This window comes from Streptomyces sp. NPDC025806, assembly GCF_055558275.1.
In genome coordinates, this window is the sequence record NZ_JBVHMU010000037.1 from 1 (window position 1) to 21,491 (window position 21,491).

General features: G+C 71.3%; 22 protein-coding genes. 9 read left to right on the top strand and 13 right to left on the bottom strand.

Annotation, left to right across the window (positions count from 1 at the left end):
• Positions 1-221: 221 nt before the first annotated feature.
• Positions 222-989, bottom strand: coding sequence for a SigE family RNA polymerase sigma factor (locus tag ACZ4E1_RS39095; RefSeq protein ID WP_467548572.1), 768 nt, complete (start codon positions 987-989; stop codon positions 222-224).
• Between the two features lie 193 nt (positions 990-1,182).
• Here ACZ4E1_RS39095 and afsQ1 point away from each other — a divergent pair, with 193 nt between their 5' ends.
• The 5 genes from afsQ1 (at position 1,183) to ACZ4E1_RS39120 (ending at position 4,914) form a co-directional block, all read left to right on the top strand.
• Positions 1,183-1,860, top strand: coding sequence for a two-component system response regulator AfsQ1 (afsQ1, locus tag ACZ4E1_RS39100; protein ID WP_161300939.1), 678 nt, complete (start codon positions 1,183-1,185; stop codon positions 1,858-1,860).
• Positions 1,758-3,425 (top strand): ATP-binding protein, encoded by a 1,668-nt coding sequence (locus ACZ4E1_RS39105; protein ID WP_467548625.1) that lies wholly within the window; start codon positions 1,758-1,760, stop codon positions 3,423-3,425. The genes afsQ1 and ACZ4E1_RS39105 overlap by 103 nt, the downstream gene beginning before the upstream one ends.
• Positions 3,422-4,024 (top strand): hypothetical protein, encoded by a 603-nt coding sequence (locus ACZ4E1_RS39110; RefSeq protein ID WP_467548575.1) that lies wholly within the window; start codon positions 3,422-3,424, stop codon positions 4,022-4,024. Before ACZ4E1_RS39105 ends, ACZ4E1_RS39110 begins: the two co-directional genes overlap by 4 nt.
• A 67-nt stretch (positions 4,025-4,091) precedes the next feature.
• The gene (locus ACZ4E1_RS39115) at positions 4,092-4,634 is read left to right on the top strand and encodes a VanZ family protein (RefSeq protein WP_467548577.1); all 543 of its coding nucleotides are present in this window, start codon (positions 4,092-4,094) and stop codon (positions 4,632-4,634) included.
• Between the two features lie 79 nt (positions 4,635-4,713).
• On the top strand, positions 4,714-4,914 hold the full coding sequence (locus ACZ4E1_RS39120) for a PspC domain-containing protein (protein ID WP_188337214.1): 201 nt from the start codon (positions 4,714-4,716) through the stop codon (positions 4,912-4,914).
• A 77-nt stretch (positions 4,915-4,991) separates the two neighbouring features.
• On the opposite strand, the gene ACZ4E1_RS39125 is transcribed toward ACZ4E1_RS39120, so the two are convergent.
• Together ACZ4E1_RS39125 and ACZ4E1_RS39130 are read right to left on the bottom strand one after the other, a co-directional pair.
• A complete protein-coding gene (locus tag ACZ4E1_RS39125; protein WP_467548580.1) occupies positions 4,992-5,330 on the bottom strand; it encodes an ATP-binding protein in 339 nt (112 codons plus the stop codon).
• A gap of 158 nt (positions 5,331-5,488) precedes the next feature.
• A complete protein-coding gene (locus tag ACZ4E1_RS39130) occupies positions 5,489-6,625 on the bottom strand; it encodes an adenosine deaminase (protein WP_467548582.1) in 1,137 nt (378 codons plus the stop codon).
• A gap of 124 nt (positions 6,626-6,749) precedes the next feature.
• On the opposite strand from ACZ4E1_RS39130, the gene ACZ4E1_RS39135 reads away from it, so the two are divergent.
• Positions 6,750-7,508 carry an alpha/beta hydrolase gene (locus tag ACZ4E1_RS39135; protein ID WP_467548584.1) on the top strand — a complete coding sequence of 253 codons (759 nt, stop codon included), beginning with the start codon at positions 6,750-6,752 and terminating at the stop codon, positions 7,506-7,508.
• Position 7,509: 1 nt separating this feature from the next.
• Here the strand turns inward: ACZ4E1_RS39135 and ACZ4E1_RS39140 are convergent, their stop codons facing one another.
• Positions 7,510-8,583: a hypothetical protein gene (locus ACZ4E1_RS39140; protein ID WP_467548586.1), complete on the bottom strand. Its 1,074-nt coding sequence runs from the start codon at positions 8,581-8,583 to the stop codon at positions 7,510-7,512.
• A gap of 124 nt (positions 8,584-8,707) precedes the next feature.
• Positions 8,708-9,676: a LysR family transcriptional regulator gene (locus ACZ4E1_RS39145; protein ID WP_467548588.1), complete on the bottom strand. Its 969-nt coding sequence runs from the start codon at positions 9,674-9,676 to the stop codon at positions 8,708-8,710.
• Between the two features lie 63 nt (positions 9,677-9,739).
• Here ACZ4E1_RS39145 and ACZ4E1_RS39150 point away from each other — a divergent pair, with 63 nt between their 5' ends.
• Together ACZ4E1_RS39150 and ACZ4E1_RS39155 are read left to right on the top strand one after the other, a co-directional pair.
• A complete protein-coding gene (locus tag ACZ4E1_RS39150) occupies positions 9,740-11,044 on the top strand; it encodes an MFS transporter (protein WP_467548590.1) in 1,305 nt (434 codons plus the stop codon).
• A 153-nt stretch (positions 11,045-11,197) separates the two neighbouring features.
• Positions 11,198-12,178 carry a sigma-70 family RNA polymerase sigma factor gene (locus ACZ4E1_RS39155; protein WP_384623405.1) on the top strand — a complete coding sequence of 327 codons (981 nt, stop codon included), beginning with the start codon at positions 11,198-11,200 and terminating at the stop codon, positions 12,176-12,178.
• Here the strand turns inward: ACZ4E1_RS39155 and ACZ4E1_RS39160 are convergent.
• Positions 12,086-12,499, bottom strand: coding sequence for an STAS domain-containing protein (locus ACZ4E1_RS39160; RefSeq protein ID WP_467548592.1), 414 nt, complete (start codon positions 12,497-12,499; stop codon positions 12,086-12,088). The two genes, ACZ4E1_RS39155 and ACZ4E1_RS39160, sit on opposite strands and share 93 nt — an antisense overlap.
• A 122-nt stretch (positions 12,500-12,621) precedes the next feature.
• Between ACZ4E1_RS39160 and ACZ4E1_RS39165 the strand changes: the two genes are divergently transcribed.
• On the top strand, positions 12,622-13,548 hold the full coding sequence (locus tag ACZ4E1_RS39165) for an AEC family transporter (RefSeq protein ID WP_467548594.1): 927 nt from the start codon (positions 12,622-12,624) through the stop codon (positions 13,546-13,548).
• 4 nt (positions 13,549-13,552) lie between these two features.
• On the opposite strand, the gene ACZ4E1_RS39170 is transcribed toward ACZ4E1_RS39165, so the two are convergent.
• From ACZ4E1_RS39170 to ACZ4E1_RS39200, 7 genes are all read right to left on the bottom strand, one after another.
• Complete coding sequence (locus tag ACZ4E1_RS39170; RefSeq protein WP_467548596.1) at positions 13,553-14,137, bottom strand: Uma2 family endonuclease; 585 nt, start codon at positions 14,135-14,137, stop codon at positions 13,553-13,555.
• A 96-nt stretch (positions 14,138-14,233) separates the two neighbouring features.
• Complete coding sequence (locus tag ACZ4E1_RS39175) at positions 14,234-15,511, bottom strand: thymidine phosphorylase (RefSeq protein WP_467548598.1); 1,278 nt, start codon at positions 15,509-15,511, stop codon at positions 14,234-14,236.
• 116 nt (positions 15,512-15,627) lie between these two features.
• Positions 15,628-16,038 (bottom strand): cytidine deaminase, encoded by a 411-nt coding sequence (locus tag ACZ4E1_RS39180; RefSeq protein WP_467548600.1) that lies wholly within the window; start codon positions 16,036-16,038, stop codon positions 15,628-15,630.
• Entirely contained in the window at positions 16,035-17,297 is a 1,263-nt protein-coding gene (locus ACZ4E1_RS39185; RefSeq protein ID WP_384623413.1) for an ABC transporter permease, read from the bottom strand. The genes ACZ4E1_RS39180 and ACZ4E1_RS39185 overlap by 4 nt, the downstream gene beginning before the upstream one ends.
• Positions 17,294-18,454, bottom strand: a complete 1,161-nt coding sequence (locus ACZ4E1_RS39190) for an ABC transporter permease (RefSeq protein ID WP_467548603.1) — start codon at positions 18,452-18,454, stop codon at positions 17,294-17,296. Before ACZ4E1_RS39190 ends, ACZ4E1_RS39185 begins: the two co-directional genes overlap by 4 nt.
• Positions 18,455-18,456: 2 nt before the next feature.
• Positions 18,457-20,064 (bottom strand): ABC transporter ATP-binding protein, encoded by a 1,608-nt coding sequence (locus ACZ4E1_RS39195; RefSeq protein WP_467548604.1) that lies wholly within the window; start codon positions 20,062-20,064, stop codon positions 18,457-18,459.
• A 162-nt stretch (positions 20,065-20,226) separates the two neighbouring features.
• On the bottom strand, positions 20,227-21,282 hold the full coding sequence (locus tag ACZ4E1_RS39200; RefSeq protein WP_467548606.1) for a BMP family lipoprotein: 1,056 nt from the start codon (positions 21,280-21,282) through the stop codon (positions 20,227-20,229).
• Positions 21,283-21,491: the final 209 nt, after the last annotated feature.

Below are 21,491 nucleotides of genomic sequence, written 5' to 3' on the forward strand. Positions count from 1 at the left end.
CCGCATTTCCCCGATGGGGCACCGCCCCGATGGAGATCGCGCACGAAGTGCGCATCTCCAGGGGCGCGGGGAACTGCGCGACCAGCCCCCACCGGCCCGCAGACAAAGAACGGGCACAAAAGGAAGCGGGGCCAGGAAGACCCCCCGTCTTCCCGGCCCCGCTCGATCCCCCCGGTCCCCCGGTCCCCCGGTCCCCCGATCCCCCGTTTCCCCCGGAGGGTCTAGGCCACCAGCTCGCCGAAGGACTCCTCCAGGTCCCGGCCGAAGCTCAGGACCTCGTCATCCCGCAGCCGCCGCAGCGACCGCCAGATGCTCGACTTCACGGTGCCGACGCTGATGTCGAGGATCTCCGCGATCTCGGGGTCCGTACGGCCCTCGTAGTAGCGGAGGACGAGCATCGTGCGCTGCAGTTCGGGCAGGCGGGCCAGCGCCTGCCACAGGACGGCCCGCAGCTCCGTACCCCGCATCGCGTCCGTGTCGCCCACCGTCTCCGGCAGCTCCTCGGTCGGGTACTCGTTCAGCTTGCGGCGGCGCCACGCGCTGATGTGCAGGTTCGTCATGGTGCGGCGGAGGTAGCCCCCGACCGCGGCCTTGTCGCTGATCCGGTCCCACGCCCGGTACGTCGAGAAGAGGGCGCTCTGGAGCAGGTCCTCGGCCTCGAACCGGTCACCGGTCAGGTGATAGGCGGTCGCGTACAGGGAGGCGCGGCGCTCCTGGACGTAGGCCGTGAACTCGGCCTCCGACAGGTTCCGCTGCTCCCCCGAGCCCTCCCCGTACGCCGCTCCCCCGTGGATTCCCCCGTTGTTTCCCCCGTCGGGAACCGCCGGCGCGTCAACCACCGTCATGTAACCCGGGTGCTGACGCCCGGTACCGCGAGCGCACCCCCGCCCGCTCACGGCACCGGACTTCTCATGCCGCTCAGTGCGGACCGCCACGTCGTGCAGACGCGTGACAACTGCGCTTGAGGTGGTGCTGTGCAGCGTGTTCATCTCGCGCCCCCCGTCGTGGAGTCCGTTTTCCTGAGCTCGCTTCCTTGCGATGACCAAAAGCTTGCCGCGGTGACTTCATGACGGTGTCCGTCGACTGTCACAGAGCTGTCACAGGCCCCGGGGCGGTGCGGGTCATGTGTGGGACCGGTCCCACGGTCGAACTAAAGGCCAGTGATGGGCCAGAATGGCGCTCGTGCCTTCCCTGTTGCTGATCGAGGACGACGACGCCATCCGCACGGCCCTGGAGCTGTCTCTTACGCGCCAGGGCCACCGGGTTGCCACCGCTGCCACCGGCGAGGACGGTCTGAAGCTGTTGCGCGAGCAGCGGCCGGACCTGATCGTGCTGGATGTGATGCTGCCGGGCATCGACGGGTTCGAGGTGTGCCGTCGCATCCGGCGCACGGACCAGCTGCCGATCATCCTGCTCACCGCGCGCAGCGACGACATCGACGTGGTGGTCGGCCTGGAGTCCGGTGCCGACGACTACGTGGTGAAGCCGGTGCAGGGGCGGGTGCTCGACGCCCGGATCCGGGCCGTGCTGCGGCGCGGCGAGCGCGAGGCGAACGACGCGGCGTCGTTCGGTTCGCTGGTGATCGACCGGGCCGCGATGACCGTGACGAAGAACGGCGAGGACCTCCAGCTCACCCCGACCGAGCTGCGGCTGCTGCTCGAACTGAGCCGGCGGCCGGGGCAGGCGCTGTCCCGGCAGCAGCTGCTGCGCCTGGTGTGGGAGCACGACTACCTCGGCGACTCGCGCCTGGTCGACGCCTGTGTGCAGCGGCTGCGCGCGAAGGTCGAGGACGTGCCGTCCTCGCCGACGCTGATCCGTACGGTGCGTGGTGTCGGCTACCGGCTGGACTCGCCTCAGTGACGGAGCCGCACCCCACGCCGCGCGGTCTCGCCGCGGCCAAGAAGGCCCTGCTCGCGGGGTTGCGCTTCACGAGTCTGCGGTTGCGGCTCGTCGTCGTGTTCGCGCTGGTGGCGCTGACCGCGGCGGTGTCCGCGTCGGGGATCGCGTACTGGCTGAACCGCGAGGCGGTGCTGACCCGTACCCAGGACTCGGCGCTCAGCGACTTCCAGCAGGAGATGCAGAACCGGGCGGCGGTGCTGCCGGAGCATCCCACGCAGGGCGAGCTGCAGCACGCCGCGAACCTGATGGCGAACAGCAGCCAGCACTTCAGCGTGCTGCTCACGGCCACGGACGAGAACGGCCGTGACGTGGTGGGCAATTCGGACCTGGACGCTTTCACGCCGGCCGACGTGCCCGCGTCGCTGCGCCGCGCGGTGAACAAGAAGCAGAAGATCACCGACAACAACAAGGCGTCGTACCACCTGTACTGGCAGCGGATCACGCAGGACGGCACGCCGTACCTGGTGGGCGGCGCGCGGGTGAACGGCGGGCCGTCCGGCTACATGCTCAAGTCGCTGGAGCCGGAGGCGAAGGACCTGGGCTCGCTGGCCTGGTCGCTCGGCATCGCGACGGCGCTGGCCCTGATCGGCTCGGCACTCCTCGCGCAGGCCGCCGCGGCGACCGTCCTGAAGCCCGTGCACCGGCTCGGTGTCGCCGCGCGCCGGCTCGGCGAGGGCAAACTCGACACCCGGCTGCGGGTGTCCGGCACGGACGAACTGGCCGATCTGTCACGGACGTTCAACCGGACCGCGGAGAACCTGGAGAAGAAGGTCGCCGACATGAGCGCCCGCGAGGAGGCCTCGCGGCGGTTCGTCGCCGACATGTCGCACGAGCTGCGCACCCCGCTGACCGCGATCACCGCGGTCACCGAGGTCCTGGAGGAGGAGCTCGACGCGGAGACCGGTTCGGTGGACCCGATGATCGAGCCCGCGGTGCGGCTCGTGGTCAGCGAGACCCGGCGCCTGGGCGACCTGGTGGAGAACCTGATGGAGGTCACCCGCTTCGACGCGGGCACCGCCCGGCTCGTCCTGGACGACCTCGACATCGCCGACCAGATCACGGCCTGCATCGACGCCCGCGCCTGGCTGGACGCGGTGGAGCTGGACGCGGAGCGCGGCATGACGGTCCGGCTGGACCCGCGCCGCCTCGACGTGATCCTCGCCAACCTGATCGGCAACGCGCTCAAGCACGGCGGCTCCCCGGTGCGGGTCTCGGTGCGCACCGAGCCGCGCGGTGAGGGCTCCGACCTCGTCATCGCCGTACGCGACCACGGTCCCGGCATCCCGGAGGACGTGCTGCCGCACGTCTTCGACCGGTTCTACAAGGCGAGCGCCTCCCGTCCGCGTTCGGAGGGCAGCGGGCTCGGTCTGTCGATCGCGCTGGAGAACGCGCACATCCACGGCGGCGAGATCACGGCCGCCAACTCGCCCGACGGCGGTGCCGTGTTCACGCTGCGGCTGCCGCAGCAGGAGCCGGAGCAGGCCAAGAGCGACCCGAACTCCGAGGAAGGCGGTGACGGCCGGTGAGGCGCGGTGCGAAGGTCGCGGGTCTGTGCGGCCTGGCGGCGCTGCTGCTGACGGGCTGCGGGATCCGCTCCACGGAGGTGCCGACGGACTTCGGGGCGGCGCCGACCCGGGTGGGCTGCTCGCTGGCGGGCTCGGACGAGGTGGGGACGCGCGCGGGCGGCGAGTTCGCGGTGCAGGTCTACCTCGTGTGCACGTCGCAGCTGGTGACGGTGGACCGTACGGTGACGCTGGAGCGGCGCGGGACCTCGGACCGGGTGGCGGTCGCGCGGGAGCTGCTCGCGCAGCTGTCGCGCAAGCCCTCGGGCGCCGAGTCGGACGCGGGGTACTCGACGGACGTCGCCCCGCGCACCCGGGTGTCGGGGCCGCGCAAGGGCGATCCGGCCGACGCGCTGCGGCTGAACACGCCGCCGGACGACCTGTCCCCGTACGCGCTCGCGCAGATCGTCTGCACGTTCGCGAACAGTGAGGTGACGGCGGAGGACGGCGATCACGTGGTGCTGGGCGGGCCGGGTGACGACGCGCTGCGCAGCTACGAGTGCTCGGACGCGGTGAAGGCGCGGCCCGGTCTGATCCCGGCGCCGGCCGAGACCGTGGGCTGACGTCCCTCGCGTCACTCATCCGGAATCTCCCGGAACCGATTCTCCCGCGGGTGACGTCTTGGGGGGCGTGCAGCGCCATCGCTCGGGCGGCCACAGGGCCGCTGTCCGCTTCCGTACGGCAGGGCTCGTCGTCCTGGCCGTGCATCTCCTTCTCGTCGCATGGTTCACGCTGCGTCCGCTGGACGTTCCCTGGGTGAGTGCGGCGAATCTGCATCCGCTGGCCGGGATCCGGGCCGATCTGGCGCTCGGCTGGCGGGCGGGCGGGCTGCGGATCGGCGAGGGGCTGCTGCTGCTCGCGCCGCTCGGGGTGCTGCTGCCGCTGGCCGGTGGACGGCTTCATGTGTCGGCGTGGGGTTCGCTGCTGCGCACGGTCGTGGCGGGCGCGCTGATCTCGCTCGGCATCGAGCTGCTGCAGACCGGGGTGCCGGGTCAGGTCGTGGACGTGGACTCGGTGCTGCTGAACACGGTGGGCGTCGCGCTCGTCCACGCCGCCGTCGTGCCGGCGCTGCGGGCCCGGCTCCGCCGTCGGCCCGATCTGGCCTCGCTGCCCCGGGAGGAGCCGGCTCAGGGTCCGACCCCGACGATTCCCAGGGTCGGGATCGCCCCGTGAGGTGACGTTTCACCTGCTTCGTGACCGTACCTTCGAAGACGTAAGCACCGAAGTCCCACGGTTCGCGAAGGAGCCCACCATGACCGCCCTGGCCCGCCCCACCAACGGACGGATGATCGGCGGAGTGTGCGCAGCGCTGGCACGGCGCTTCGGCACCTCCGCGAACACGATGCGCGTGATCTTCCTGGTGTCGTGTCTGCTGCCCGGCCCGCAGTTCCTGCTCTACATCGCGCTGTGGATCCTGTTCCCGAGCGAGGGCAAGGTCCGTCAGGCCTGGTGAGCCGGCTCGTCGCCGTACGCCGAAGGGGCGCACTCCGCGGATCGCGGGGTGCGCCCCTTCGGGCTGTGCGGGCCGGGTCAGCCGATCGGCAGACCCGAGGTGGGCAGGCCCTGGCCGACGGGCAGGCCGCCGATGAGGCCGGAGACGGGGTCGCCGCCCTCGGTGACCTTGGCGACGGTCGGCTGGAGGGCGGTGACGCCGCTGCCCACGGCGCCCTGCGCGGCGCTGACCGCCTCGGGGGCGCCGGCCGGCAGGGTGCTGGCCGCCTGCTCGACGGGGAGCACCGAGGAGACGGAGCCGAGGGCCCCCGTGGCGTCCGGGAGGGCGGGGGCCGCGCTGGCGGCACCGGCACCGGCGGCGGCGAAGGCGGCACCGAGAGCGGCGACACCGAGGGTCTTCACAGCAGACTGCTTCATGGGTCCCTTGTTCCTGGTTCCTTGGGAATGAGTCGGTCCTCGGCAAACACCTGGGATCACCATGGAGTTACTCATTCGTCAACCTGGTGTTGACCGGAACCCTCCGTTCCGGTCGCTCGGGACCCGGGCCGTGACCTTTGCCGGAGCAGCCCTGCCGCCTAGCGGAACAGCCACTCCGAGCGCAGCTCCGCGTACCGCGGCTTCACCACGTCGTTGATCATCGCGAGCCGCTCGTCGAACGGGATGAAGGCCGACTTCAGCGCGTTCACCGTGAACCATTCGAGGTCGGTCAGCGTGTACCCGAACGTCTCGACGAGCAGGGCGAACTCGCGGCTCATCGACGTCCCCGACATCAGTCGGTTGTCCGTGTTGACCGTGATGCGGAACCGCAGTTCGCGCAGCAGTCCGATGGGGTGCTCGGCGAGCGAACCGGCCGCGCCCGTCTGGAGGTTGGACGACGGGCACATCTCCAGCGGGACGCGCTTGTCGCGCACATAGGAGGCGAGCCGGCCCAGCGTGACCGTGCCGTCCTCCTTGTCGACCTCGATGTCGTCGATGATCCGCACACCGTGGCCGAGCCGGTCGGCGCCGCACCACTGGAGGGCCTGCCAGATCGACGGCAGGCCGAAGGCCTCGCCGGCGTGGATCGTGAAGTGGTTGTTCTCCCGCTTGAGGTACTCGAACGCGTCGAGGTGGCGGGTGGGAGGGAAGCCGGCCTCGGCGCCCGCGATGTCGAAGCCGACGACGCCCGAGTCCCGGTAGCGGTTGGCGAGTTCGGCGATCTCCAGGGCGCGGGCGGCGTGCCGCATCGCGGTGAGCAGGGCGCCGACGCGGATGCGGTGCCCGTTCTCCTTGGCGCGGCGCTCGCCCTCGCGGAAGCCCGCGTTGACCGCCTCGACGACCTCTTCGAGGCTGAGGCCCTGCTCCAGGTGCTGCTCGGGCGCGTAGCGGATCTCGGCGTAGACGACGCCGTCCTCGGCGAGGTCCTCGGCGCACTCGGCGGCGACCCGGAACAGGGCCTCCTTGGTCTGCATGACGGCGCAGGTGTGCGCGAACGTCTCCAGGTACCGCTCCAGGGATCCGGAGTCGGCCGCGTCGCGGAACCAGACGCCGAGCTTGTCGGGGTCGGTCTCCGGCAGGTTCGCGTAGCCCTGCTCGCGGGCGAGGTCGACGATCGTGCCGGGGCGCAGCCCGCCGTCGAGGTGGTCGTGGAGCAGCACCTTGGGCGCGCGCCGGATCTGGTCCGGGCTCGGGATCCGGGGGCGGTCGGGGTGCACGGTGGTCTGGCTCGTCATTTCCGCACCCTAACTCCTACGCGCGTAGACCGCACGGCTTCGGCGGCGGAAAACGTTCCGTCGATACGTAACAGTGACCCGGAGGACGGGTCGCGTACATCGGCGCTTCTGACACTGTTCTGTCATGCAGCAGGATGCGACGCAGGCCCGTGAGGCCAGGCTGGGCAAGGCGGTCGGGCCGGTGCCCGGGGCGGTGGGCGGCGTGGCGCTGCTGCTGCCCGCGGGCGAGGAGAACTCCACCCGCAGACCCTCACCGCTGTCGGCCACGGCCCTGCGCCCGCTGGCCCGCAGGCTCACCCGGGCCGGCCGCGCGGAGGGCCTGGTCACCCACACCGTGCACTATCGCGGGCGCGGCTGGAACGGCGCGCAGGCCGAGCTCGCGCGGGACGCCCGCTGGGCCGCCGACGAGGTGGTGCGCCGCTACGGGGACGTGCCGGTCTGCCTGGTCGGCGTCGACATGGGCGGGCGCGCGGCCCTGCACGCGGCGGACCACGAGGCCGTCGACTCCGTGCTCGCGCTGGCTCCCTGGCTGCCGGAGGACGATGTCGCCGTCTCCCCCGAACCGGTGCGCCAGCTCGCCGGGCGCCGCGTCCTCATCGTGCACGGCACCGACGACCGCCGCACCGACCCGGAGCTCTCCTTCCGCCTGGCCGGCCGCGCCAAGAAGACGAACCGCGACGTGTGCCGCTTCGAGGTCCACTCCGACGGCCACGGCCTGCACCAGCACCGCTCCGAAGTGGCCGCCCTGGCCGTCGACTTCACCCTGGGCACCCTCTTCGGCCATCCTTTCTCCCGCCCGCTCCAGGACGCGCTGGCCGCGCCGCCGCCGATCGGGTTGCGGATGCCGCTGGCGGTCGGTTTCGGCCAGTCCCTGGAGCTGTAGGTCAACCGCCCAGCGCGCCGAGCACCAGCGGCGCCGTGCGCCTGCCCGCCAGGACGAGGACCGGACGGGTGCCGTCCGTGCATTCGACGACCACCGGGTACTCGCCGCGGGAGCCGGGGCTGAACTCCGGGTCGCCGACGAGGACTTCGCGGACGCGCCGGGCGCGCAGGGTGTCCGGGAGGGGCAGGCGGGCGAGGCGGGCCTCGGGGTCCGTGCTCAGGGCGGGCGGTCCGTCGCCGACCACGAGGTGGACGTAGCCCGGCCTGCTGTACGGGACGTCGCCGTGGACCAGGACCCGCAGGACCTGGCGGCGGGTGGGGGTGGCAGGGGTGACGCGGGCGGCGGCGCGGCGGACCCTGCGCACCGACCACCGGCAGAGCCCGGCGGAGAGCAGCAGGGACACCGGGATCGACCAGGCCGTGAACTCCAGGCCGGACCAGATGTCGTCCGCGGCCATGAGGACGATCGGGAAGTTCACGCAGGCCACCAGGATGCCCGCGAGGAGGCCGGTGGGCGGCTTCCAGGACAGGGGGGCGCCCGGGGTCTCCGGACGGAAGCGCAGCCAGGCCGCGAACCAGAGGGCGCCCAGGCCGCCGGACAGGAGCGCGACGGCGAAGGCGCCGGGCAGGCGTCCGTCGTGCACCGGGGACAGTTCGGCCCGGTTCACGAGGCCGCCGATCCGCACCTCGCGGACCTCGTCCTTCCAGTACGTGACGGTGACCTTGCCGCCGGGCTGGGCCGCCCGGTAGACGGAGTCGCCGTAGGACATCCGGACCCGGTGCTCGGTGTGGGTCGCCGGGTCGGTGAGGACCAGGTGGTACTTGGTGCTCTTGCCGCTGGACTCGGTCTCCTTGCCCTTGACCGTGACCTCGGCACTCACCCGGCAGGTGTCGGCGCGGGTGCCCGGCGGACAGGGCGCGGCGGCCTCGTACGCGCGGTTGTCGGCCTCGGCGGGCACGATCAGGGCGAAGAGGACCGCGCCGAGCAGGACCAGGAGCGTGCCCGCGTACGTGAAGCGGGTGCCGCGCCGGCGCATGCGGTCGCGGTAGTCGTCGTAGGCCGGTATCCCGCTCACCCTCGTCCCTCCCCGTCCGGCTCCGGGCCGCCGGCCGGTGTCCACCTTGCCCGCCGGGGTCCGGCGGGGCAATGCGCGCGGCGGGCACCCGGGACGGCCACGGACTGCCGGAGATCGGCAACGGCTACTCCGGAGGGGCCTGTTCCGGCAGGAGGCGGCCCCGGCGGGAGAGCAGGAACTTCTTGAACGCCGCGACCGGAGGCGTGTCCGGGTGCCCCTCCAGCCAGGCCACGCCGATCTCGCGCACCGCCCGCTGCCCGGTCACCGTCAGCTCGACGACCCCCGGGCGCGGCACGGCCGGCGGGGGCAGCAGCGCGACGCCGAGGCCCGCCGCGACCAGGCCGCGCAGCGTCTCCGCCTCCTCGCCCTCGAACGCGACACGCGGCGTGAAGCCCGCCTCCGCGCACAGGTCGTCGGTGATGCGGCGCAGCCCGTAGCCGGGTTCGAGGGTCACGAAGGTCTCGTCGGCGGTCTCGGCGAGCCGGATGCGCTTGCGGCCCGCGAGCCGGTGGTCCTCGGGGACGACGAGGCGCAGCCGCTGCTCGTCGAGGCGCCGGGCCACCAGGTCCGGCGCGTCGGGCACCGGCGAGGTCAGGCACAGGTCGAGCTCCCCGGCCCGCAGCCGCTCCAGCATCGCCTCCCCGTAGTTCTGCACGAGGCTGAAGCGGATGCGGGGATGGTCGGCGCGGAAGGCGCGGATCAGGCCGGGCACCGTCTCGGTGCCCATGGTGTGCAGGAACCCGAAGGCGACCTTGCCGGACTCGGGGTCCGCGTCGGCCCGTACGGACTCGGCGGCCTTCTCGACCTCGCCGAGCGCGCGCTCGACCGAGCCGAGGAAGGTGCGGCCGGCGGGGGTCAGGGACACGGTGCGGCCGTGCCGGGCGAAGAGGTCGACACCCAGGTCCTGTTCGAGCCGGACGATCGCGCGGGACAGCGTCGACTGCGGCACGTTCAGCTCCTGCGCGGCGCGGGTCACATGCTCGGCGCGGGCCACCGCGGCGAAGTAGGAGAGTCGCGGCGCGAGCAACGTGACCATGTCTTCTGTGTCACCGGGCGGTGACAGGCGCGGCTGTGACCTGGGCTCATGCTGCATGGGAACGATTATGGCCGTTCCGTGCATTGGACGCATCAGTCGGGGCGGGCCTACGTTCGACGCATGCCTTCCGCCAGTAGCCAGGCGGCCGCCACCCACGCGGTCGCCGCCCCCGTCCCCCCGTCCAGCGACCCGCGCGACACGCGCATGGCCCCGGGCGGGCCCGGCTACCGCCGGATGAGCCTCGCCCTCTTCCTGGCCGGTGTCGCCACCTTCGCGCTCCTCTACTCCACGCAGGCCCTGCTCCCCCTCGTCTCCGAAGACTTCGGGGCGAGCGCGAGCACGGCCAGCTGGACGGTGTCCGGAGCGACCTTCGCGCTGGCGCTGTGCGTGCTGCCGCTGAGCGCCCTGTCCGAGCGGTTCGGACGGCGCGCGGTGATGACGGCCTCCCTGTCGGTGGCCGTCGTGGTCGGGCTGCTGGTCCCCTTCGCCCCGTCGCTCGGCGTCCTGATCGCGCTGCGTGCCCTCCAGGGCGCCGCACTCGCCGGACTGCCCGCCTCGGCGATGGCGTACCTGGCGGAGGAGGTGCGGCCGAAGGCGCTGATCGCGGCCATCGGGCTGTTCGTCGCCGGCAACTCCATCGGCGGCATGAGCGGCCGGGTCGTCGGCGGCTGGATCGCCCAGGCCTGGGGCTGGCGGGCCGCCGTCGGCGTCATCGGCGTCATGGCCGTGATCTGCGCGATCGCGTTCCGGCTGCTGCTGCCCGCACCGAAGCACTTCACCCCCGGGTCGCTGCGCCCGCGCGCCCTGGCCCGCACGGTCGGCGGCCACCTCGCCAACCCGCTGCTGCGCCGCCTGTACGTGATCGGCGCCCTGTTCATGACGGTGTTCGGCGCCGTCTACACGGTGATCGGCTACCGGCTGACCGCCGCGCCGTTCTCGCTGCCGCAGGGCGTCGTCGGCTCGATCTTCCTCGTGTACCTCGTCGGCACCCTGTCCTCGGCGGCGGCCGGACGGCTCGTCGCCCGGCTCGGCCGGCGCGGCACGCTGTACCTGGCGGCCGGTACGACGATGGCGGGCCTGCTGCTCGCGCTGGTGCCCGCGTTCCCCGTGGTGCTGCTCGGGCTCGTGCTGATCACCGCCGGGTTCTTCGCCGGGCACGCGACGGCCTCCTCGTCCGTCAGCCACACGGCCACGCACGGCCGCGCGCAGGCCTCCGCGCTGTACCAGTCCGCCTACTACGTGGGCTCCAGCGTGGGCTCGGCCGTGGGCGCCATGGCCTTCCACGCGCAGGGCTGGGCCGGGACCGTCGGCCTCGGTTTCGTCGCCGTCCTCGGCGTCGTGTCGCTCACCATGTGGGGCACGTACGCGGCGCGTGCGCAGCGACGCGGGGCGACCGCGACGGCACGTACGGTGCCCACGCACTGACCCACCGGCCCCGGGCCCTACCACAACGGCCTCCGGACCTGCGCATTTCGCGGGTCCGGGGGCCGTTGTCAGTGGGCTGCGGTAGCTTTCGAAGTGCTGGAGAAGGTGCTGGAGAAGAACTGGTACTCACAGCCGCTATGGGGGCGTTGGGACATGAGCGACACCGCGACGAAGCCGGAGCTCGAGGACCTGGAGAAGCACCGGGTCGAGCTGACCGGGTACTGCTACCGGATGCTGGGTTCGGCGTTCGAGGCCGAGGACGCCGTACAGGACACGATGGTGCGCGCGTGGCGCAGCTTCGACAAGTTCGAGGGCCGCTCCTCGCTGCGCTCCTGGCTGTACCGCATCGCGACGAACGTCTGCCTGGACCTGCTGAACGCGGGCAACAAGCGGGCCCGTCCGATGGACTTGACCGCCGCGGCCCCGCTCGCGCAGGCCGCGCTGACCCCGCGCCCGGACAATGTGTGGCTGGAGCCGATGCCCGACGCCCGTGTCCTGCCCACCGTGCACGACCCGGCCGAGGCCGCCGTCGCGAAGGAGTCGGTGCGGCTCGCGTTCGTCGCGGCGCTGCAGCAACTGCCGCCGAAGCAGCGGGTGGTGCTGCTGCTGCGCGAGGTGCTGGCCTGGAAGGCGACCGAGGTCGCGGAGCTGCTCGACACGACGGTCGCGTCGGTGAACAGCGCGCTCCAGAGAGCACGGGCCACGCTCGCCGAGGCCCCGCCCGCCGACTCGGCGACGGCGGACCCGCTCGACGAGGAGCAGCAGAAGCTCCTGGAGCGCTACGTCGCGGCCTTCGAGGGCTACGACATGAAGGCGCTGACCGAGCTGCTCGCCGAGGACGCGGTCATGACGATGCCGCCGTTCGACCTGTGGCTGCGCGGCACGGACGACATCACCGGCTTCATGCTGACGATCGGTCACGAGTGCGAGAACTCGCGCCTGTTGCCGGTGTCGGCGAACGGGACGCCGGCCTTCGCGCACTACAAGCCCGACCCGGAGAACGGCGGATACACGCCGTGGGCGATCCAGGTCCTGGAGATCTCAGACGGCCGGATCGCCGGTTTCCACTGCTTCCTGGACCTCAGCAAGCGGTGGTTCCCGCTGTTCGGCGTCCCGGAGCACCTGGACGCCTGAGCCGGGGGCGCTCGCGCCCTCCGGGGCCAGCACGCCGTCGAGGCCGGTGAGGCCGAGCATCAGCGTGAGGCGGGGGGACGGATCCCGCAGCCGTATCCGTCCCCCGGCCCGCCGTGCGGCGAGCTGCATCCGGGCGAGCGCGTCGAGGGTGGCGAGATCGGTGCTCGTCACGGCGGACACGTCGCAGACGACCGTACGGGCGTCCGTGCCGGGCGGGGCCCCGCCCAGCGCGGCACGGACCTGGTCGCAGAGCAGCGGTGCGTCGCCGGGGCGGATCGGCCCGGCGAGCACGACGACAGAAGGGGTCGTTGAGGCAGCCACGTAGTCATGACCGTGCGGCGGGCCGGAACTCATCGGCGTCGGACGGGCACCCGGCGTGTGCCGTGTCACGTCGGAGTGGATCACGTTGACCTCCGGCTCGCGCGCGGCCGAAGGTGGAGCCCGTGCAAGGGGTTCTGAACGGGTTCGCGGTCATCGCCGTCGTCATCGGGGTCGGCTATCTCATCGGCCGGAAGGGCTATCTGGGCCCGAGCGGCCGCGATGTCCTGACCAAGCTGGCCTTCCATGTGGCGACCCCGGCGCTGCTCTTCACGATGCTGGCGCGGGCCGACCTGTCCGTGATCCTCTCCCCGAGCCTCCTGGTCACGGCCCTGTCGACGCTGGCCGTCGCGGGGGTCTTCGTGTCGGTGGCGGTCGTACGGGGCTGGGGTGTGGGCCGTACGACGATCGGCGCGCTGTGCTCCTCGTACGTGAACTCGGGGAACCTGGGCATCCCCATCGCGGTGTACGTGCTGGGGAACGCGTCGCTCGTGGCGCCGGTGCTGCTGTTCCAGCAGATCGTGGTGACGCCGGTCGCGCTGACGATCCTGGATCTGGCGGAGGCGTCGGGGACGCGGCAGTCGTGGTGGCGGCGGGTGCTCACGCCGTTCCGCAACCCGATCGCGATCGGGGCCTTGTCCGGGGTCGTGGTGTCGGCGACGGGGTGGACGGTGCCGGCGCCCGTCTTCGACCCGCTGAAGCTCATCGCCAACATGTCGGTGCCGATGATCCTCATCGCGTTCGGGATCTCGCTGTGCGGGAGTGCGTGGCCGGGTGGTCCGGGCTCGGACCGGGTGCCGGTGCTGCTGTCCTCGGTGCTGAAGTCCGTGGGTCAGCCGGCCGTGTCCTGGGCGCTGGCGTCCTTCGTCTTCGGCCTGAGCGGGGCGCGGCTCCTGGACGTCGTGGTGACCTCGGCGCTCCCGGCGGCCCAGAACCTGTTCACGTACGCCAGCCGCTACGGGGTGGGCGAGAGGCTCGCCCGGGAGTCGATCCTGCTGTCGACGATGGGGTCGGTGCCGGTGCTCGTGGTGGTGGCGGCGCTGCTGGGCTGAGGCATCAGGGAGTGGGGAATTCGCCGGTGTCGATCGTGAGGTCGAAGGGAGCGGGGAGCTGGAGAGGTTCCCCGAACTTCACGACGCTCAGCGGCCGGTACACGTCTCCGGTGGGATCGCCGTAGAGCGTGGACACGGGTCCTTCCGGTGACCAGCGGTCGACCAGCAGATAGAAGGGGATGCCCGCGGCGGCGTACGCGGCGCACTTGCTGATGCGGTCGTGCCGCGCGTTGGACTTCGAGGTGATCTCGACGACGAGCTCGGCCAGGGCTGCCGGGATGTGCGAGTCCGATTCCACGTCGTCCTGCCGGGGCGCCACGAGGATGTCCGGGATCAGCATCCCCAGACGGGACGGGACGGACAGGGCGAGCGTCTGGAAGACCTCCCAGTCATCCGGAATCACGGAATACAGACGCCGCTGGATGCGCGCTGCGATCACGTTGTGCTGGTACGCGGGTGAAGGTGACACGGTGATGGTCCCGTCGATGATCTCCACCTTGCTGCCCTCAGGCCATTCCATCTCCTCCCAGAACCGGACCAGTTCGTCCCAGCTCTGCTCGGGGTCATGGCGGACGGTGAGTGCGCTCATGGCGGTCTCCTTATCGGTGCGTCACCGATACCAGCATGCCGAACGGGACCGGTACAGGTCTACCGATCCCGTTCACCCGAAAGGGGAAAGCGCAGGTCAGGCGATACGTTCCAGCACGATCGGCGCCGCCGTGAAGGGGGTGTCAGCGGGGGCGATGTCGTAGGCGCCGGACAGTGCCTCCAGGGCGTAGGCGAAGCGCTCGGGGGTGTCCGTGTGGAGGGTCATCAGGGGGCGGCCCGCCTCGACGGAGTCGCCGGGCTTGGCGTGGAGTTCGACGCCGGCGGCGGCCTGCACCGGGTCCTCCTTGCGGGCGCGGCCCGCGCCGAGCCGCCAGGCGGCCAGGCCGACGCCCATCGCGTCGAGACGGGTCAGCACGCCGGACGCCGGAGCCGTGACGACGTGCGTCTCCCGGGACGTCGGCAGCGGGGCCAGCGGGTCACCGCCCTGCGCCGCGATCATGCCGCGCCACGCGTCCATCGCCGAGCCGTCCGCGAGCGCCTTCGCCGGGTCCGCGTCCTTCAGGCCCGCCGCGTCGAGCATCTCGCGGGCCAGCGCGAGGGTCAGCTCGACGACATCGGCCGGCCCGCCACCGGCCAGCACCTCCACCGATTCCCGTACTTCGAGCGCGTTGCCCGCGGTCAGGCCGAGCGGGGTGTTCATGTCGGTGAGGAGGGCGACGGTGGGCAGCCCGTGGTCGGCGCCGAGCCCGACCATCGTGCGGGCCAGTTCGCGCGCCGCGCCGAGCTCCTTCATGAAGGCACCGGAGCCCACCTTGACGTCGAGGACCAGCGAGCCGGTGCCCTCGGCGATCTTCTTGGACATGATCGAGGAGGCGATGAGCGGGATGCACTCGACGGTCGCGGTGACGTCGCGCAGGGCGTAGAGCTTCTTGTCGGCGGGGGCGAGCCCGCTGCCGGGGGCGCAGACGACGGCGCCGACGTCCTCCAGGGTGCGCATCATCTCGGCGTTGGTGAGGTTCGCCCGCCAGCCGGGGATCGCCTCCAGCTTGTCGAGCGTGCCGCCGGTGTGGCCGAGGCCGCGCCCGGACAGCTGCGGCACAGCGGCCCCGCACGCGGCGACCAGCGGGGCGAGCGGCAGCGTGATCTTGTCGCCGACGCCGCCGGTGGAGTGCTTGTCGGCGGTGGGCCGGGACAGCGCGGAGAAGTCCATGCGCTCGCCGGAGGCGATCATCGCGGCGGTCCAGCGGGCGATCTCGGCGCGGTCCATCCCGTTGAGGAAGATCGCCATGGCGAGGGCCGACATCTGCTCGTCGGCGACCTCGCCGCGCGTGTAGGCGTCGACGACCCAGTCGATCTGCTCGTCGCTCAGACGGCCCCGGTCCCGCTTCGTACGGATGACGGAGATGACGTCCATGGCTTTCCTGCCTTCCAGCAACCGGCTCTGCTTGCGTGGGACGACCGACTCTACGCGCATAGAACCGGTCGGAGAAAGAGGGCCCCGTCAACTCGCCGGGGCCCTGGGGATGTTGCTCAGTCCTGCCCGCGCCCGAGGTTCTCGGGCCCGAACGCGTCCGGCAGCAGCTCGGCGAGCGGCCGTACTCCGGATGCGGTCTCCAGGAGGAGGTCCTTGCCGCCGAACTCGTAGAGGAGCTGGCGGCAGCGGCCGCACGGCATCAGGAGGTCGCCCTTGCCGTCGACGCACGTGAAGTGGGTCAGACGGCCGCCGCCGGTGAGCCGGAGCTGGGAGACGAGCCCGCACTCGGCGCACAGGCCGATGCCGTACGAGGCGTTCTCCACGTTGCAGCCGGTCACCGTGCGGCCGTCGTCGACGAGCGCCGCCGCGCCGACCGGGAAGCCCGAGTACGGGGCGTACGCGTGGGACATGGCCTCGCGCGCGGCCTCGCGCAGGGCCTCCCAGTCGGTCGCGTCGGCGTGGGTCACTTGCCCTGGCCCTTCCGGTACGGCTGTCCGTTCGCCTTCGGCATGCGCAGGCGCTGGGCCGAGAGGGCGAGGACGAGCATGGTCAGGACGTACGGCATGGCCGTGGCGACCTGGCTGGGGACGGAGTCCGTGGTGGCGTACCAGAAGAAGAGCAGCACGGACACGGCGAGCGTGACGACCGCGCCGGTGATCTTCTTCTTCCAGATCAGCCAGGCCACGGCGAACAGCGCGAGGACGGCGATCAGGAGGAGCAGCGCGTGCGTGTTCTCGGTGCCGCCGCGGACCTTGAGGGTGTCGCTGTAGCCGAACAGGCCGGCGCCGAGGGCGAGGCCGCCCGGCATCCAGTTGCCGAAGATCATGGCGGCGAGGCCGATGTAGCCGCGACCGCCGGTCTGGCCCTCCAGGTAGTAGTTGGAGGAGACCTCGGAGAGGAACGCGCCGCCGAGGCCGGCGAGCGCGCCGGAGATGATCACGGCGAGGTACTTGTACTTGATGACGTTGACGCCGAGGGACTCGGCCGCGACCGGGTTCTCGCCGCAGGAGCGCAGGCGCAGGCCGAACGAGGTGCGCCACAGCACCCACCAGGACACGGGCACGAGGGCGACGGCGATGACGGTCAGCCAGGACACACCGGTCATGATGCCGCCGAGCAGGCCCGCGACGTCGGATATCAGGAAGTAGCCCTGCTTGTTGAGGTCGGCCAGCGCGTCGGCGAGGCCGGGCACGGTGAACTCGCCGAGGCTCGGGACCGCCGGGGACTGCCGGGAGGTGGCGCCGTCCATGCCGTCGTAGACGAGGACGGACAGGTAGCGGGTGGCGCCGAGGGCCAGGATGTTGATGGCCACACCGGAGACGATGTGGTTCACGTTGAAGGTGACCGTGGCGAGCGCGTGGACGAGGCCGCCGAGCGCGCCGCCGATCAGGGCGGCGACGACGCCGACCCAGGGGCCCCACTGGTAGCCGGCCCAGGCGCCGAACCAGGTGCCGAGGATGAGCATGCCTTCGAGGCCGATGTTGACCACGCCGGCGCGTTCGGCCCACAGGCCGCCGAGTCCGGCGAGGCCGATCGGCACGGCGAGCCGCAGCGCCGTGGACATCTGGCTGACGGAGGTGAGCCCGTTCGCGTCGGTGATCAGGCGGACCGCCGAGACCAGGCAGAGCAGCCCGGCGACGATCAGCATCAGGACGGGAAGGCTGAGCTTGCGCCGGGCCGCCGGGGCGGCGGCAGGCGTCTTGTCGAGTGCGGGAGCCGTGCTCATCGGGCCGCCACCTCCTTCTTCGTGTCGTTGTTGTCGTCGCTGTCGTCGGGTCCCGCGGCGGCGAGGACATGGCCCGCCGCGAGTTCGGCGCCGACCCTGCTCTGCTGGCGGCGGGTGCCCCAGACGCGGACGGACTCGTAGGAGACGACCACGGCGATGACGATGAGGCCCTGCATGATCGTGGCGATCTCGGAGCTGTAGCCCTGCAGGTCCAGCGGGTCGGCGGCGTTGAACAGCCAGGACAGCAGGAGCGAGGCGAGGGCCATGCCGGCCGGGCTGTTGCGGCCGAGCAGCGCGACGGTGATCGCGTTGAAGCCGAGCGAGGCCGGGAAGGAGTCGGAGAAGGTGTGCGTCGAGCCGAGCAGCGTGGGCAGGCCCGCGAGGCCGGCGACCGCGCCGGACAGCAGCATCGCGGTGAGCACCATCTTCTTGGCGGAGACGCCGGACGCGGCGGCGGCGGACTCGGAGGCGCCGGAGGCGCGCAGGTCGAAGCCGAAGCGGGTGCGGTTGAGCATCACCCAGTAGACGATGCCGAGGAGCACGGCGACGGCGACGAAGCCGTAGACGGTGCCGATGGCGTCGCCGAGGTTGATGCCGGGGAACCAGCCGGCCTTGTCCATCTCGCCGGTCGTGCGGTTGTTGCCGACGGCGACACCGAACGCGTCCTCCAGGGTCAGGTACGCGATGACGGACGCCGCGATCGAGTTGAGCATGATCGTGGAGACGACCTCGCTGACGCCGCGGGTCACCTTGAGGACACCGGCGATGCCGGCCCACAGGGCGCCGGTCACGGCGGCCGACAGGATCAGCAGCGGGATCTGGAGGAAGGCCGGGAAGGCGATGTGCGCGCCGACGATGGCGGCGACGCAGGCGGCGAGCCGGTACTGGCCCTCGACGCCGATGTTGAAGAGGTTCATCCGGAAGCCGATGGCGACCGCGAGCGCGCCGATGTAGAGACCGGCGGCGTCATTGATGATGAGGACCTGGACGTCGGAGAACGTCGCCTGCTCGAACATGATCGAGAACGGCTCGACCGGGTTCTCGCCGGAGGCGAGCAGCACCAGCGAGGTCAGGGCGAACGCGACGACCAGCGCGATGACGGGACCGGCGGCCGCGAGCAGGATCCGCTCGGAGTCCCAGCGCTTGGGGTTGTTCATGGTCAGGCACCGTCTTCCGTGTGCTCCAGGTGGCCCGAGGCGGCACCGGTCATGGCGGATCCCAGCTCTTCCGGGGTGATGGAGGCCGGGTCGGCGTCGGCGACCAGGCGGCCGTCGTAGATGACCCGGAGGGTGTCGGACAGGCCGATCAGCTCGTCGAGGTCGGCCGAGATGAGCAGCACGGCCAGGCCCTCGCGGCGGGCCTCGCGGATCTGGTCCCAGATCTGCGCCTGCGCGCCGACGTCCACGCCGCGGGTGGGGTGGGCGGCGATCAGGAACTTGGGGGCGTGGCTCATCTCGCGGCCGACGATCAGCTTCTGCTGGTTGCCGCCGGACAGGGAGGCCGCGGTCACGTCGATGCCGGGCGTGCGGACGTCGTACTCCTTGACGATCCGCGTGGTGTCGGCCTGGGCGGCCTTCGGGTCGAGCCACATGCCCTTGGAGTTGGGGGCCTCGGTGACGTGGCCGAGGATGCGGTTCTCCCAGAGGGGCGCGTCCAGGAGCAGGCCGTGGCGGTGCCGGTCCTCGGGGATGTAGCCGATGCCGGACTCGCGGCGCTTGCGGGTGGCCCAGGAGGTGATGTCGTCACCGAGCAGGGTGACGGTGCCGCTGTCGGGCTGGGCGAGGCCGATCAGGGTCTCGATGAGCTCGGTCTGGCCGTTGCCCTCGACGCCCGCGAGGCCGAGCACCTCACCGGCGTGGATGGTGAAGGTGATGCCGTCGAGCAGCGGCTTGCCGCCGCCGGGGGCGGCGAGGCGCAGGTCGTCGGCCTGGAGCACGGGGCGGTCGGTGACCGTGGAGTCGGCGGTCTCCGGCGTGGGGAGCTCGCTGCCGACCATCAGTTCGGCGAGCTGCTTGGGGGTCGTCTCGGCGGGGACGGCGGTGCCGACCGTGGTGCCGCGCCGGATGACGGTGATCTCGTCGGCGACGGAGAGGACCTCGCCGAGCTTGTGCGAGATGAAGATGACCGACAGGCCCTCCGCCTTGAGCTCGCGCAGGTTGTCGAAGAGCGCGTCGACCTCCTGCGGGACGAGGACGGCGGTCGGCTCGTCGAGGATCAGGGTGGTGGCGCCGCGGAAGAGGACCTTGAGGATCTCGACGCGCTGGCGGTCGGCGACGCCGAGGTCCTCGACGAGGACGTCGGGGCGGACGCCGAGGCCGTAGCGCTCGGATATCTCGAGGATCTTGCGGCGGGCCTTCGCGCCGATCCCGTACAGCTTCTCGCTGCCGAGGACGACGTTCTCGAGGACGGTGAGGTTGTCCGCGAGCATGAAGTGCTGGTGCACCATGCCGATGCCGCGGGCGATCGCGTCGGCGGGCGAGGAGTAGGTGACCTGCTCGCCGTGGATGGTGATGGTGCCCTCGTCCGGCTTCTGCATGCCGTAGAGGATCTTCATCAGCGTGGACTTGCCCGCGCCGTTCTCACCGACGAGGGCGTGCACGGTGCCCTTGCGGACGGTGAGGCAGATGTCGTGGTTGGCGACGACGCCGGGGAACCTCTTGGTGATGCCCTTGAGTTCTACGGCGACGGTGGTCGGCGGGGAGCTTGACGTGGCGATGGCGCACTCTCCTGGGAAAGGGGGCCGGCTACACGCGTAGCGCCCCAACATCGGTGTGCGAGAAGTGGGTTCGAGCGACTTCGAGCGATGTCGAGTGTTCAAACTGCGATGGCGATCGGACTGCTGTGACGATCTGACGGACTGCGATGACGAGCAGGATCGCACGAACGGGGTACGGGGCAGAAGCGCCCCGCACCCCGGTTGTTCCGCCGCTTACTTGGCGGGCTTGAGGTCGACCTTGATGGAGCCGTCGACGATGCCGGCCTGGGCCTTCTTGAGGGCCGCCTGCAGCTTCGCGTCGCTCTTGAACGCCGGGTTGGAGTCGGCCAGGGAGACCTCGCCCGACTTCAGGTCACCGGTGATGACACCGGTCTGCGGCTTGCCGTCCTTCACGGACTGCGCCAGGTTGAAGATCGCCTTGGCGACGTCCTTCGTGGCGGACGTGATGATCGCGTCCTTGTACTTCGCCAGGGCCTGCTGGCCGTACTGGTCGGAGTCCACACCGATGGCGAGCTTCTTGGCGCCGGCGGCGGCCTCGATGACGCCCTGACCGGACAGGCCGGCCGCGTGGTAGACGACGTCGGCGCCGTCCTCGATCTGCTTCTCGGCGGCGGCCTTGCCGAGGTCCGGGGAGGCGAAGCCCTTGGCAGGGTCCTCGTCGAGGTACTGGACCTCGACCTTGACGCCCTTCTTGGTGTCCTTGACGCCCTGCTCGAAGCCAGCCTGGAACTTGTTGATCAGCGCGTTGTCGACGCCGCCGACGAAGCCGACCGTGTCGGACTTGGTCTTCAGGGCGGCGGTGACGCCGGCGAGGTAGGAGACCTCGTTCTCCTGGAAGACCAGGTCGGCGATGTTCTTCCCCTGGACCGAGGAGTCGTCGACGATGCCGAAGGTGACCTTCGGGTACTTCGCCGCGGCCTCCTTGACGGCCGGGGCGTAGGAGTAGCCGATGCCGACGATCGGGTTGTAGCCGGCCTTCGCCAGGTTCACCAGGCGGGCGGTCTTGTCGTCGTCCGACTCGCCGTCCTTGGGCTCCTGGTCCGCGACCTGGTAGCCGAACTTGCTCTTGGCCTGCTTCAGACCCTCGTAGGCGGCGTCGTTGAACGACTGGTCGCCCTTGCCGCCCACGTCGTAAGCGATGGCGAGGCCCTTCTCCTTGCCGCCGTCCGACTTGGCGGCGTCGGAGGAGGTGCCGCCACAGGCGGCGAGGGCGAGGGCGAGAGAGGCGGTGGCGGTGCCTGCGACCGCTATGCGGGAAACCCGGCGCATTGAGAAGTGCTCCTTCGTACAAGCGCCGGGACAGCAGTGACCGACGCTGAGTTCGCCGCAGAGTAACGCGCGTAGACAAAACATAAAACCCCTAATGTCCAACCTGTTACCGGCCAGAAACGAGGTGAGCGTCACACGTCCCGAGAGCCTTCCCGAACGCGAAGAAGGGCGGGCGCTGAGAGATCAGCGCCCGCCCTTGACGTTGTACG

Excerpts from the sequence above, each read along its gene's own strand:
- ACZ4E1_RS39185 (WP_384623413.1), bottom strand. The coding sequence starts at position 17,297 with ATGAGCACGGCTCCCGCACTCGACAAGACGCCTGCCGCCGCCCCGGCG.
- ACZ4E1_RS39150 (WP_467548590.1), top strand. The coding sequence starts at position 9,740 with ATGCCTTCCGCCAGTAGCCAGGCGGCCGCCACCCACGCGGTCGCCGCC.
- ACZ4E1_RS39145 (WP_467548588.1), bottom strand. The coding sequence starts at position 9,676 with ATGCAGCATGAGCCCAGGTCACAGCCGCGCCTGTCACCGCCCGGTGAC.
- ACZ4E1_RS39125 (WP_467548580.1), bottom strand. The coding sequence starts at position 5,330 with ATGAAGCAGTCTGCTGTGAAGACCCTCGGTGTCGCCGCTCTCGGTGCC.
- ACZ4E1_RS39195 (WP_467548604.1), bottom strand. The coding sequence starts at position 20,064 with ATGTTGGGGCGCTACGCGTGTAGCCGGCCCCCTTTCCCAGGAGAGTGC.
- ACZ4E1_RS39200 (WP_467548606.1), bottom strand. The coding sequence starts at position 21,282 with ATGCGCCGGGTTTCCCGCATAGCGGTCGCAGGCACCGCCACCGCCTCT.
- ACZ4E1_RS39170 (WP_467548596.1), bottom strand. The coding sequence starts at position 14,137 with ATGAGCGCACTCACCGTCCGCCATGACCCCGAGCAGAGCTGGGACGAA.
- ACZ4E1_RS39095 (WP_467548572.1), bottom strand. The coding sequence starts at position 989 with ATGAACACGCTGCACAGCACCACCTCAAGCGCAGTTGTCACGCGTCTG.
- ACZ4E1_RS39175 (WP_467548598.1), bottom strand. The coding sequence starts at position 15,511 with ATGGACGTCATCTCCGTCATCCGTACGAAGCGGGACCGGGGCCGTCTG.
- ACZ4E1_RS39120 (WP_188337214.1), top strand. The coding sequence starts at position 4,714 with ATGACCGCCCTGGCCCGCCCCACCAACGGACGGATGATCGGCGGAGTG.
- ACZ4E1_RS39130 (WP_467548582.1), bottom strand. The coding sequence starts at position 6,625 with ATGACGAGCCAGACCACCGTGCACCCCGACCGCCCCCGGATCCCGAGC.
- ACZ4E1_RS39135 (WP_467548584.1), top strand. The coding sequence starts at position 6,750 with ATGCAGCAGGATGCGACGCAGGCCCGTGAGGCCAGGCTGGGCAAGGCG.
- ACZ4E1_RS39190 (WP_467548603.1), bottom strand. The coding sequence starts at position 18,454 with ATGAACAACCCCAAGCGCTGGGACTCCGAGCGGATCCTGCTCGCGGCC.
- ACZ4E1_RS39155 (WP_384623405.1), top strand. The coding sequence starts at position 11,198 with ATGAGCGACACCGCGACGAAGCCGGAGCTCGAGGACCTGGAGAAGCAC.